Raw genomic sequence first — 12,107 nt, 5'->3', positions numbered from 1 at the left:
ACGTGAAAAAACAGACTCCGACATATCTTTTTTTTGTTCTGATGCTTACCTGTCTGTGCAGCAGTGCGGTATTGGCTCAAGTTATACCGCCCGTTCTGACAAATCACGATTTTTCTGTGCAGATAAAAAGCCAGCCTGTCGAATTGGGTGAAAGATGGACTCCTGACGTTGCGCGCAGAATTGACGTGCCAGTGGAAGGCAGTTTTACCGGTGAGGTTCCTTTTGACGGAGCTAACTATAAATTCTTCCAGCATCAAAAGTCTGGGTTAGACATTTTCAGTTCCAATCTCTGGTGGGATAAAGCGGAACGAAGCGTTGATGATTATATCGTGTCGCAGATCACGCTGACTGCTACAGATGTCGCAACGCCGCGTGGTGTCCATGTTGGTTCAACGAAAACGGACTTGAACACAGCATACGGTGACGGTCAGGTCGCAAAGGATGCCGGAGAACAATGGATTACCTATGAGTTGGGTAAAAAGGTCCTCTCTTTTGAGATCAAAGACAGTAAAATTGTTAAGATAACAATGAATTACGACAATGGAAATCCAGAGTAATTTATGAAAAGGAAATATCTGGCAGCCGTATTGCTCACCGCTTTCTTGGCAGATGCAGCTGAAACTGCAACTGCGCTAGAGTTATCACAATACAATAAGCTCAATACGGTCAGTCGCATCGTTAACGATAGCGAAGTGACAGACCTCCTCAGAAAGGCCCTGGGAAGCGATTACCAGACGTTTATCAACAATTTTGATGTATTTGGTGAACCGCATTCCACGGCTGACGGAGGATTGTTGATTGAAGGCTGGCTAAAAGATCTTTATCTGGAAAACGCCTCTGCTTTGGTTATCGAACCAGATGGCAAAATCTACGCTGCCTGGGTCATACCCGAGTCTGACGTTATTCATTATCAGTCTTCTGAACATCGCCAGGATATTAACGGCGATATTAAAAAATGGGCTGCAAGATTTGGCACACTGCATTTTGAAACGATAAGCCAATCTGGTCCCGCATTTGGCGGAGTATGGTCAGGCGAGTACGCGAACGACTCGACGTTAACTCTGCGGTTAGCTGAATCAGGTGGCCGTATCTCCGGATCTTATTGCTATATTTCTCAAAGAGGAAACCGCATTGATTGCCCGGAAGATGATGAGCGTAATCTTAGCGGTACGATCGCGGGCAATCGTGCCAATGTTGAGTTCAACTCATCGTTTGGCGGTATAGGCGGACGGGCTGTTCTGGAAATTAATGGGAGTGAAATGGAATGGCGTTTAGTTACTCCTCCTCAAAAAGGAAATTATTATGCTCCGCAGCGTTATACGTTACAGAAAGCTGCTTCGGCTCAGACAGTTGAAACCCGAAAACTCAATACTGAAAAGTTCGCTATTTCTCTGGTCAATAAATGCGGGCGTTTTACTAGTGAATGTGACCAGATGTATTATCTCGGCGTGCGCAAAAGTGATAATAGTACGATCTCCCTTAAGGGGAAAACGTTGCACGATCCTGCAGGTAAAATAATTGGCTCTACCTATAAGAATGGCGAGATCGCTTACACCGTGACTTACTCACCCGTGAAATTGGTCGTGAGCAAAGGCAACCATGTTTTAGTCGAACAATCAGGTCAATGGCTTAAAGAATAAAACAGCCAGCCCAAAGGCCAGCATGGATTGGCCCCTTTTATTTCTCACACTATTAATCATCCCGAGTTCACTTATGAAATACACCCTCCAGGAAGGTTCGTTTTCCCTTTTTCCTGCTGCCTGGCAGGATAACAGTATGAACATTATTCGCGACGACGAAAGCGGGTTGTCCGTGGTGGTCAGTCGCGGCGTTATTCCGGATGGTAGCGACTATGAGAAAGAGTTTCACCGCCAGTGGGAACTACTACGTCCGCAGATGGGCGAGATTGCCCAAAGCGCATTCCAGAGCATAAAGGTCGGGCCTGACGGAAAAATTAACGCGCTGGAAGTCGAGACGACTTTTGAAAGTAACGGACAGCGCATTTGGCAAAAACAGCTGGCCGTACAAACGCCGGGCAAGCCGGTGTTGATGATTTTTACCCTCTCGGCGCTCAGAGCATTCACCGCAGAGGATGAGGGGCGCTGGAGCGCGCTTAAGCAGAGTCTGACGCTAAACGACAACCGGAATGTGTAAGGCATGAGCGATAACAACGCGGCCCGTCAGGGCGACGAGATCATTCACTCCAGCATTTTTGCGGATATCACCAGTATTGTGGCGGAAGGTGCGGCCTATGCCGTTATCGGCGCTGCCGTGGGCGCGGCGGCAACCGTTGCTGCTCCGCTGCTGGGGGCGGGTGCTGCCGCCGCGGGCGTGGCGGCGATTGGATCCAGTTGTCTGTTAAGTGGGATCATTGGCGGCGTACTGGCAAACGTGGCAGGTATAACTGACGATATCAGCAACGCCGCCGAAGGTTTAGGCAACGCGCTGTTCCCGCCGTCGCCAGCGGGCAAAATTACCACCGGGTCTGATAACGTTCTGACGAACGCGATTCCCGCTGCACGAGCGGCCGGGACGCTGACGCCCGCCGACACACCGTCACCTGAACCACAGTCTCCGGGCAGCTTTGCCGATTATGCCGGCATGCTGCTTTCCGCCGCTGGACAGTTTGGCAGCGAGATGTGGCAGCCGAGCGTGGCGTCCGCCGCCGCAGGCACGTCGCCCCTTGAAGAGGATAAAGTGGCGTGCGAAAAGCACTCCGGGCCGCAATACCTCGCTGAGGGCTCTAAGAGCGTCTTCATTAACGGGCAGCCCGCGGTACGTGCAAAAGATCGCACCACCTGTGAAGGCACTGTCTCTGATGATGTGTCCCCGAATGTGATCATTGGCGGCGACACGCTCACGGTACGTGATATCAAGAGCGGTAAAACGCCGGGTCTGGCGCTGGGGATGATCGCGCTCTCCCTGCTGCGCGGACGTCCGGGTAAAATCCTGAAAAATATGCCCTGTGCACTGGCGGCAGCCGGCGGTGGCATGCTGGCCGATATGGCCGTTAATGCTGTGTTTGGCTCCTCGCACCCGGTACATGCTGCAACCGGCGTGAAGGTGCTGAATGATGACGATGAACTCGATTTCTCGTTGCCGGGGCGCTTCCCGCTGCGCTGGCAGCGCAGCTACAACAGCCTGACCACTCGTGAAGGGCTGTTTGGTCTGGGTTGGGCGACAACCTTTGACAGCTATCTGACGCTCGAAGAGAACAACGCGACCTGGTTCGACGAAACCGGCCGTGAGCTGAGCTTTGAGCTGCCGCCCGTCGATCGCGCGTTTTACAGCATCAGCGAAGGTATCATCATCCGCCGCAATGAGAGCGGCGACGTGGCGATTGCCGACGATGACGGCGCGGTATGGCGTCTGTATATACCGACCCGGGTGAATCCCACCATCCTGCGTCTGGCCTCCCTCAGCGACGAATACGGTAACGCGCTGCTGACGGAGTGGGATGAACACGGCAGGCTGGTCAATCTTCACGATGAGCCACGGGCGATTGATGTCACCCTGCGCTATGAAGATGAGCGTTTCCCGCAGCGCGCCACCTCTGCCAGCCATTTTGACGGCAACCGTACCTGGCCGCTGATGCAGTGGGGTTACGATGCGCGCGGCCAGCTGGCGAGCGTGACGGATGCCTCTGGCGTAGTGACGCGCGAATACCGCTATAACGACCACGGCCTGATGGTCTGGCACCGCCTGCCGGGCGGGCTGGAGAGCGAATACCGCTGGCAAAAGTTCGACCACTGGCGCGTGGTGGAAAACCGCACCAGCACCGGCGACGGCTGCCGCTTCACCTACGATTTAGCCGCCGGGTTGACGACCGTCGAGCACTACGATGGTCAGACGCGCCGCCACTACTGGAATGCCCAGAATCTGATTGTCCGCTACGTTGACGAGCGCGGTGAAAACTGGCGCTATGAGTGGGATGACAACGAACTTCTGACCCGTCGCATCGATCCGCTCGGTAACGCCGTCACCTTCGTCTACGACGAAATGGGCAACCGGGTGCAGGAAATCGACGCCGACGGCAATACCCGCACCACCACCTGGCTGGAACACCGCGCGCTGCCGTCAGCCATCATTGAAGCTGACGGCAGTGCGACCCGTTTCTGGTACGACGAGCATCACGGGCTGAAGCGTGTGGTAGACCCGATGGGGCAGACAGCATTGCTGCGCCGGGACGAGTTTGGTCAGGTCGTTGAAGAAGTTGATGCCGCGGGAAACAGTCGCTACCAGGAGTACAACGAGGCCGGGCAGGTCATTCGTGCTACAGACTGTTCAGGACGTATAACCCGCTATACCTATCATCCGCTGGGCTGGTTAACGACTGAGATCGGCGCTGACGGCGAAGAGACGCGCTATCGCTACGATGCCGCAGGGCGTCCGGTGCAACTCGATCGACCGGAAGGCTGGACAGAGTTACTTGCATGGAACGAACGCGGCCTGCCGGTGACGCATGCGGGCGCTGATGGCAAAGAAAGTGAGTTTAAATACGACGAGGCAGGACGATTAACCGCTACACGTAATACTCAGGGTGAAGAGGTCCGTCGCCGCTGGGACAGCCGCGGGCGACTGATTGCCCTGGAAAATGAAAATGGCGAAGCCTATCAGTTCCGCTGGGGGCCCGACTCGCTGCTGCTGGAAGAGGTGGGGCTCGATGGCGTGGCCTCACAGTATCGCTATGACGCCTGCGGGCGTACGATAGCGCGCACGTTTGCCGCCGGTCATCCGGAAGCCATCACCCATGCCTTCGCCTGGAGCGCGAGTGGCCAGCTGGTTGCCCGCACCACGCCGGAAGGGCAGACCCGTTATCACTACACATCGTCAGGTTTGTTGAGTCGTATTGGACTTCATCCGGCACTTTCCGTTGACGCCTGGAGTGCAGAGGCAGAACAGGAGCTTGCCTTTGACTATGACGCCCTGGGGCGTGTCACGCGTGAAGTGGGCGAGCACGGTGAGCTGGCATGGGAGTATGATGCTCTCGGCAACCGCACCTCCGTCACGCTGCCCGATGGCCGCGAGCTGAAGCAGTTCTACTACGGCAGCGGGCATCTGCTCAGCATTGCCCTCGATAAGCTGTCGGTCTCCGATTTTACCCGCGACGAACTCCACCGGGAGACCAGCCGCACCCAGGGGCTGCTGACCACCCGTAGCGAATACGATCGTCTTGGGCGACTGCATCGCCGGGACGTCTTTACCGGCAATGCCCAGCGCCCGTCGCCGCGCCGCTGGTCCCGCCGCTGGGATTACGACTACCGCAATAACCTGGTGCGGGAAGAGCGGGACGATAACCCGTTCAGCTGGTACCGCTGGCAGTACGACAGCGCCGGGCGTTTGCTTGTTCAGGACGGCACGTTGCCTGGCCAGGAGCAGTGGCGCTGGGATGCTGCCGGTAATCCGCTGGAAGGTTCTGCTGAGAAGGTCACGCACAACCGCCTGACGCAGCTGAACGGCATTCGCTGGCGTTATGACATCCACGGCCGCACCGTGGAGAAGGATAACGGCCAGACCCGCTGGCACTACCGCTACGACGGTGAGCACCGTCTGACGGAAGTCATCAGCCAGCCGCGGGACCGCAACAAACCTCAGACGCAGGTCAGCTTCCGCTACGATCCGCTGGGGCGACGCATCAGCAAAACGCGACGCCAGATGCTGGACGGACAGCCAACCGGCAAGCCGATCACCACCCGGTTTGTCTGGGAAGGTTTCCGCCTGCTGCAGGAAGTGCACGGGGACGTGCCGCTAACCTACGTCTACAGCGATCAGGACAGCTACGATCCGCTGGCGCGTATCGACGGCGTTGATGCCCCGGAAATCTTCTGGTTCCACTGCCAGCCCAACGGTACGCCGGAGCGGATGACGGATAGCGAAGGGCAGGTGCGCTGGGAAGGGGTGAACAGCGCCTGGGGCAAGCTGCTACGGGAAAGCGAGACGCAGGTATCAGGATATTCTCAGAACCTGCGCATGCAGGGGCAATACCTGGACCGTGAGACAGGGCTGCACTACAATCTGTTCCGGTATTACGACCCGGACTGCGGTAGGTTTACGCAGCAGGACCCGATAGGGCTGGCGGGGGGGATAAACCTTTACCAGTATGCGCCTAATGCGCTGGGGTGGGTGGATCCGTGGGGTCTTAATAGATGCGAGGCAGGAGTTGCTTCAGGAAAAGGTAGTAAAATAAAAGGCAAGTGGTTAAGGGGATCGCATGGTAATGCCGGTTTATTCCCATCGTCTGTTGCTGATAAATTACGAGGCCGGGAATTTAAATCCTTTGATGATTTTAGGGAGAATTTCTGGAAAGAGGTATCTTTCGATCCACATCTGTCAAAGCAATTTAGTTCATCAAATGTTACCAGAATGCGGGGCGGAAAAGCGCCAATAGCGCATGATACGCAATGGAACGGGAAAAATAGATCTTACGTACTACACCATAGAACCCCTATCCAACATGGAGGCGGTGTTTATGATGTTGATAATCTAGTAATTGTTACGCCAAGATATCACCTTGATATATTAGACCGTGCTTATCATTTTTGAGGAATAATATGCAAAGACAAGAACTTATTGAGCTGATAAAAAAAATCCAGCGTAGTGAAGGTACAGAAGAAGAAGCTGATAGTGACATTGACCTACTATGTAGAAGTGTCGCTGACCCTCAGGCAGCTAATTACATTTATTATGAAGAGCTTAGCGCAGAAGAAATTGCTGATAAAATTATAAATTACAAACCAATTCAACTTTAAATATTATTCGGGTGACGCAATGGCTCATCCATAATGAAAAAAAATCCACGCCAAAGCGTGGATTTTTTTATTCAAAACAAATCAAACGTTAAACAGGAAGTTCATCACATCGCCATCTTTAACGATGTAATCTTTCCCTTCCGCACGCATCTTGCCTGCTTCTTTCGCGCCTTGCTCACCCTTGTAGGTGATAAAGTCTTCAAACGCTATAGTCTGCGCACGAATGAAGCCTTTCTCGAAGTCGGTGTGGATCTTACCGGCCGCCTGAGGCGCAGTCGCACCGACAGGAATCGTCCACGCACGCACTTCTTTCACGCCAGCGGTGAAGTAGGTCTGCAGGTTCAGCAGCTCATAGCCTGCGCGGATCACGCGGTTCAGGCCCGGCTCTTCCAGACCCAGCTCGGCCATGAATTCGTCACGGTCAGCGTCGTCCAGCTCTGCAATGTCGGATTCAACGGCAGCGCAAACCGCTACAACCACTGAACCTTCAGCCGCCGCGATTTCACGCACTTTGTCCAGGTATGGGTTGTTCTCGAAACCGTCTTCGTTAACGTTGGCAATGTACATAGTTGGCTTCAGAGTCAGGAAGCTCAGGTATTTGATTGCCGCCTTGTCTTCTTCCGTCAGGTTTTTCAGCGCGCGCAGCATGCCCGCGTTTTCCAACTGTGGCAGACATTTTTCCAGCGCAGCCAGTTCTGCTTTCGCGTCTTTGTCGCCACCTTTGGCTTTCTTCTGCACGCGGTGAATAGCGCGTTCACAGGTGTCGAGGTCAGACAGTGCCAGCTCGGTGTTGATCACCTCGATGTCGTCAGCCGGGTCCACTTTGTTGTTAACGTGGATGATGTTGTCGTTCTCGAAGCAACGGACAACGTGACCAATTGCTTCCGTTTCACGGATGTTGGTCAGGAACTGGTTACCGAGGCCTTCGCCTTTGGATGCACCTTTCACCAGGCCCGCGATGTCCACGAACTCCATGGTGGTTGGCAGAATGCGCTGCGGCTTCACGATTTCCGCGAGCTGGTCCAGACGCGGATCGGGCATTGGCACTACGCCGGTGTTCGGTTCGATGGTACAGAACGGGAAGTTCGCCGCTTCAATACCTGCTTTGGTGAGCGCGTTGAACAGGGTGGATTTGCCCACGTTTGGCAGACCGACAATACCGCATTTGAATCCCATTTCTAAATCACCTTAATATCTTGATAATCAATCCGTTAACGATAACCGATTGATGAAAAGTAAATAACTACGCCTATTATACACGTAACCCGCACCACGCGCGGTAAAAAAGCCGTATCGGGCGGATTATTGCGCTTTGAAAGCGTGTAAGCGGTTTGTCGCTTTGGTTAGGCCATCCTGCAGCCAGATTTCGGTGCAGCGCACCGCTTCGTCAACCGCTTCGTCAATCAGTTTCTGCTCAGAAACCGGTGGCTTACCCAGTACGAAACCGACAACTTTGTTTTTATCGCCCGGATGGCCGATTCCCACGCGCAAACGGTGGAAATTGGGATTATTGCCCAGCTTGCTGATAATGTCTTTCAGACCATTGTGACCGCCATGACCACCGCCCAGTTTGAATTTTGCCACACCGGGGGGCAGGTCCAGTTCATCGTGGGCCACCAGAATTTCATCCGGGTTAATGCGATAAAACGTCGCCATGGCTGCAACAGCTTTGCCGCTCAGGTTCATAAAGGTGGTGGGCACCAGCAGACGAACATCTGCGCCAGCAAGATTGATACGTGAGGTATACCCGTAGAATTTTGGTTCTTCACGCAGGGGAGCACGTAACCGTTCGGCCAGCAGATCAACGTACCAGGCGCCGGCATTGTGGCGGGTCGCCGCGTACTCTGCGCCTGGGTTCGCGAGGCCGACAATCAGTTTAATCGTCACGATTCAATTCCTAATGGGTTCCAGATCTGGCGCGTAGTTTACTGTCTGACGCGCCGCTTGACAAAATTCTGATGCCCGAACCGCGAGATATGAATAATTACTTATCTGAACAATTAGAATTTCAAGCTGTTCAATGTCTTATTTGTAAACTTTTGTCTGGGAGTTATCTGTAAATGTGATCATTCACGCAACTCATAAAAGAGCCGTTGTCTATACTTTACACACAAGGATCAGGGGCTTTTCCCCTTACAACCCAAAGTTCCGGAGGTGACATATGAAACGCAAAAACGCTTCGATACTCGGTAATGTGCTGATGGGGTTGGGACTGTTTGTGATGGTCGCTGGCGTGGGTTATTCAATTTTAAACCAATTGCCGCAACTTGACCTTCCGCAATACTTCGCGCATGGCGCGGTATTGAGTATCTTCCTTGGTGCAGTGCTATGGCTTGCCGGTGCACGCGTGAGTGGTCATGAAGAAGTCTGCGATAAATACTGGTGGGTGCGCCATTACGATAAGCGCTGTCGCAGGGACCAGCACAAACACAGCTAACGTACTACGACGAAAGAACACCGAAACGGCTCCTCATGGAGTCGTTTTTTTTTGCATGAAAGGTTGACCCTCACGTAACGTAAGGCTTCAGAGTGGTGCCACTGGCAAAGTAAAAGGAGCAGTTATGTTGATTCAGGTGGGTGAACTCGCGAAACGTGCCGGGATCACCGTGCGAACATTGCATCACTATGAGCAAACAGGGTTGTTACTGCCTTCTGCCAGAAGTGCGGCAGGTTACCGGCTGTATAATCTGGCGGATGTGCAACGTCTGCATATGATTCAGGTGCTGGCAAAAGCCGGGCTGGAACTTGCTGAGATCAGGGATTTTCTGAAACAGGAGTCGCTGTCGTTAACCGAATTACTCGATGCGCAAATCAGTTTGCTGGATAAGCAACTGCGCAGCATGCTGACGCTGCGCGAGAGGCTGGTGGAATTGCGTACCGGGCTTACCAACGATGCGTCACCCAATCTGGAATCCTGGCTACAGACTCTGGAGTTAATGAATATGTACGAACGCTGGTTTAGCAAAGAGGAGTTACAGCAGTTGCCGTTTGCCGTACAGAAGGAGGCACTTGCGGATATCTGGTCAGGTCTGGTTGCTGAGGCAAATAGCCTGCTGAAGCATAATATCGACGTTTCGGATCCCCGTGCCAGGGATCTGGCGACGCGCTGGATGTCACGCCTGGAGCAGGATACAGCAGGTAAGCCGGAATTTCTCACCCGGCTGAACGAAATGCACAGCGTCGAGCCGCAGATGCGTGAGCAGACGGGTATTACGGCGGAAATGACTGACTATATTACGCGGGCGTTTGCCGAATCGAAGCTTGCCATCTGGGAAAAGTATCTCTCTGCAGAAGAGATGGCCTTTACCCGCGCACACTATTTTGATCGCATGATGGAATGGCCGCCACTGGTAGCGAAATTGCATCAGGCGCAGCGGGAAAACCTTGACCCGTCTTCTGGTGAGGCGCAAATGCTCGCTGAACACTGGCGGGTATTGTTCCAGTCATACGCGGGAACGAATCCTGAAACCCAGCAAAAGTTTCGCGTTGCCATGCAGCAGGAGCCGCATCTGATGAAAGGAACATGGATGACGCCTGCCGTGCTTGCATGGCTCCAGCAGGCGATAGCCGTGATGATGCAGAGACGTTTCCCTGCATCAGGGCATTCACAGATCCGCTAACGCGGCTTCACGGTTAGGATAAAAGGCCAGGCGGCCAGGGATCGGCTGCACGCCAGCGCGCGCCATGGTGCGCAGCGGCTGGAATTCGAGATTACTCACCCGCAGTTCGCAGCCTTCCGGCAGACGCGAAACGAAGCGCTGGAAGGCATCCAGACCACCCGCATCCAGCACCGGCACGGCATCCCATTTCAGCACCACAATGCGTTTGCCCACGATACGGGTTTCCAGTTCGCTGAACAGACCTTCCGCGGCAGCAAAGAACAACGGGCCAATCACACGCAGCACCAGCACATCGTCAGGTACCTCTACGTTAACCGGGGAAAGGCGCGTCATCTGCGCTATACGGCGCATAAACAGCAGGGAGGCCAGCACGATCCCGACGCTGATGGCGATAACCATATCGAACAGCACGGTCAGCGACATACACATCAGCATCACGATGATGTCGTCTTTCGGTGCGCGACGCAGCAGATTGACCACCTTATGTGCTTCGCTCATGTTCCACGCCACCATCAGCAGCAGGGCAGCCATGGCTGAAAGCGGCAGCCAGGAGAGGAGAGGAGCGAGGACCAGCAGGGCGAGGATCACCAGCACGGAGTGGATAACTGCCGATACCGGCGACGTCGCCCCGGCACGTACGTTTGCCGCAGAGCGGGCGATGGCCGCTGTTGCCGTAATACCGCCAAAGAACGGGGCGATGATGTTGCCCAGACCCTGCCCAACCAGTTCGCTGTTGGCTTTATGCTTGGTGCCGGTCATGCCGTCCAGCACGACGGCACAGAGCAGGGATTCAATGGCCCCCAGCATCGCCATTGAGAAGGCCGCGGGCAGAAGGGCGCGCAGGGAATCCCAGCTTAAGGTGAAGCTGGAACCCGGCATATCCCATGGCAGTACCAGTTGCGGTAACAGTTGAGGAATACCGCTTCCCTGTGAACCGTCAGCCAGAACATAGTGGAACTGAGACCCAATGGTCGCGACGTGGCCACCAAAAAGATTAACGATGGCCATCACCGCACAGCCCAGCAGCAGGGCGGGCAGGTGGCCAGGCAGACGAATGCCTAAACGAGGCCAGAAAATCAGTGTGCCCAGGGTAACAATCCCGATGGCGGCATCGCCCGGGTTGGCGGTGGGGAGCGCCATAAACAGCGCCCCGACTTTTTGCAGGTAATGTTCAGGGACGTGGGCTATCTGCAGGCCGAGGAAGTCCTTGATCTGCATTGTCCCGATGGTAATGCCAATCCCGGAGGTGAACCCCAGCGTCACGGAAAGGGGAATGTATTCAATCAGCCGGCCAAAACGGGCCAGACCAAACAGGATCAAAAAGACGCCGGACATCAGGGTGGCGACCAGCAGGCCTGCCAGGCCAAACTGCTGAGAAACGGGATAGAGGATCACCACAAATGCGGCTGTCGGGCCGGAAACGCTGAAGCGAGACCCGCCCGTTAGCGCAATCACAATCCCGGCGACGGCCGCCGTGTAAAGCCCATACTGCGGTGCTACGCCGCTGCCAATTGCCAGTGCCATGGCGAGCGGAATGGCGATAATCCCGACGGTGATACCGGCAATAAGGTCACGCATAAAACGTGAAGCGGTGTATTTCTCTTTCCAGCAAGCGTCGATGAGGGCGCGAAAGGGAAGAACATGTGAGGAGGTTACGTGTTTCACAATTATCTCTCATCCGTGTGCGCATCATCTGTCATGTGAATGGCAGGTGAAGGAGGCATTGATCATACAAATA

At 54.5% G+C, this 12,107-nt stretch carries 10 protein-coding genes; 7 read left to right on the top strand and 3 right to left on the bottom strand.

The features are described from left to right. Nucleotides 1–2 precede the first annotated feature (2 nt). The 5 genes from BH714_RS09080 (at nucleotide 3) to BH714_RS09060 (ending at nucleotide 6,749) form a co-directional block, all read left to right on the top strand. Nucleotides 3–557 carry a hypothetical protein gene (locus BH714_RS09080; RefSeq protein ID WP_223399080.1) on the top strand — a complete coding sequence of 185 codons (555 nt, stop codon included), beginning with the start codon at nucleotides 3–5 and terminating at the stop codon, nucleotides 555–557. 3 nt (nucleotides 558–560) lie between these two features. Then, nucleotides 561–1,640 carry a hypothetical protein gene (locus BH714_RS09075; protein WP_040017721.1) on the top strand — a complete coding sequence of 360 codons (1,080 nt, stop codon included), beginning with the start codon at nucleotides 561–563 and terminating at the stop codon, nucleotides 1,638–1,640. A gap of 73 nt (nucleotides 1,641–1,713) precedes the next feature. Beyond that, nucleotides 1,714–2,154 carry a DcrB-related protein gene (locus tag BH714_RS09070; protein ID WP_040017720.1) on the top strand — a complete coding sequence of 147 codons (441 nt, stop codon included), beginning with the start codon at nucleotides 1,714–1,716 and terminating at the stop codon, nucleotides 2,152–2,154. A gap of 3 nt (nucleotides 2,155–2,157) precedes the next feature. After that, nucleotides 2,158–6,543 (top strand): RHS repeat-associated core domain-containing protein, encoded by a 4,386-nt coding sequence (locus BH714_RS09065; protein WP_167353662.1) that lies wholly within the window; start codon nucleotides 2,158–2,160, stop codon nucleotides 6,541–6,543. Nucleotides 6,544–6,551: 8 nt separating this feature from the next. After that, nucleotides 6,552–6,749 (top strand): bacteriocin immunity protein, encoded by a 198-nt coding sequence (locus tag BH714_RS09060; protein WP_040017718.1) that lies wholly within the window; start codon nucleotides 6,552–6,554, stop codon nucleotides 6,747–6,749. Nucleotides 6,750–6,830: 81 nt separating this feature from the next. Here BH714_RS09060 and ychF read toward each other — a convergent pair whose 3' ends face one another. Further along, nucleotides 6,831–7,925, bottom strand: a complete 1,095-nt coding sequence (gene ychF, locus BH714_RS09055; RefSeq protein ID WP_014170508.1) for a redox-regulated ATPase YchF — start codon at nucleotides 7,923–7,925, stop codon at nucleotides 6,831–6,833. Nucleotides 7,926–8,051: 126 nt separating this feature from the next. Then, entirely contained in the window at nucleotides 8,052–8,636 is a 585-nt protein-coding gene (gene pth / locus BH714_RS09050) for an aminoacyl-tRNA hydrolase (protein ID WP_006175913.1), read from the bottom strand. A gap of 274 nt (nucleotides 8,637–8,910) precedes the next feature. Between pth and ychH the strand changes: the two genes are divergently transcribed. Together ychH and BH714_RS09040 are read left to right on the top strand one after the other, a co-directional pair. Then, nucleotides 8,911–9,186: a stress-induced protein YchH gene (ychH, locus tag BH714_RS09045; RefSeq protein ID WP_014170506.1), complete on the top strand. Its 276-nt coding sequence runs from the start codon at nucleotides 8,911–8,913 to the stop codon at nucleotides 9,184–9,186. 124 nt (nucleotides 9,187–9,310) lie between these two features. Beyond that, a complete protein-coding gene (locus tag BH714_RS09040; RefSeq protein WP_040017717.1) occupies nucleotides 9,311–10,369 on the top strand; it encodes a MerR family transcriptional regulator in 1,059 nt (352 codons plus the stop codon). Here the strand turns inward: BH714_RS09040 and dauA are convergent. After that, complete coding sequence (gene dauA / locus BH714_RS09035) at nucleotides 10,355–12,034, bottom strand: C4-dicarboxylic acid transporter DauA (RefSeq protein ID WP_040017716.1); 1,680 nt, start codon at nucleotides 12,032–12,034, stop codon at nucleotides 10,355–10,357. The genes BH714_RS09040 and dauA overlap by 15 nt on opposite strands. Nucleotides 12,035–12,107 lie beyond the last annotated feature (73 nt).

It is taken from the genome of Enterobacter ludwigii (assembly GCF_001750725.1).
GTDB classification, from domain to species: domain Bacteria; phylum Pseudomonadota; class Gammaproteobacteria; order Enterobacterales; family Enterobacteriaceae; genus Enterobacter; species Enterobacter ludwigii.
This window is presented reverse-complemented; position numbering and strand designations above follow the sequence as displayed.

Bases quoted from the DNA above. Each gene is read 5' to 3' on its own strand.
- BH714_RS09075 (WP_040017721.1), top strand. From the start codon at position 561: ATGAAAAGGAAATATCTGGCAGCCGTATTGCTCACCGCTTTCTTGGCA.
- BH714_RS09070 (WP_040017720.1), top strand. From the start codon at position 1,714: ATGAAATACACCCTCCAGGAAGGTTCGTTTTCCCTTTTTCCTGCTGCC.
- BH714_RS09065 (WP_167353662.1), top strand. From the start codon at position 2,158: ATGAGCGATAACAACGCGGCCCGTCAGGGCGACGAGATCATTCACTCC.
- BH714_RS09060 (WP_040017718.1), top strand. From the start codon at position 6,552: ATGCAAAGACAAGAACTTATTGAGCTGATAAAAAAAATCCAGCGTAGT.
- ychF (WP_014170508.1), bottom strand. From the start codon at position 7,925: ATGGGATTCAAATGCGGTATTGTCGGTCTGCCAAACGTGGGCAAATCC.
- ychH (WP_014170506.1), top strand. From the start codon at position 8,911: ATGAAACGCAAAAACGCTTCGATACTCGGTAATGTGCTGATGGGGTTG.
- BH714_RS09040 (WP_040017717.1), top strand. From the start codon at position 9,311: ATGTTGATTCAGGTGGGTGAACTCGCGAAACGTGCCGGGATCACCGTG.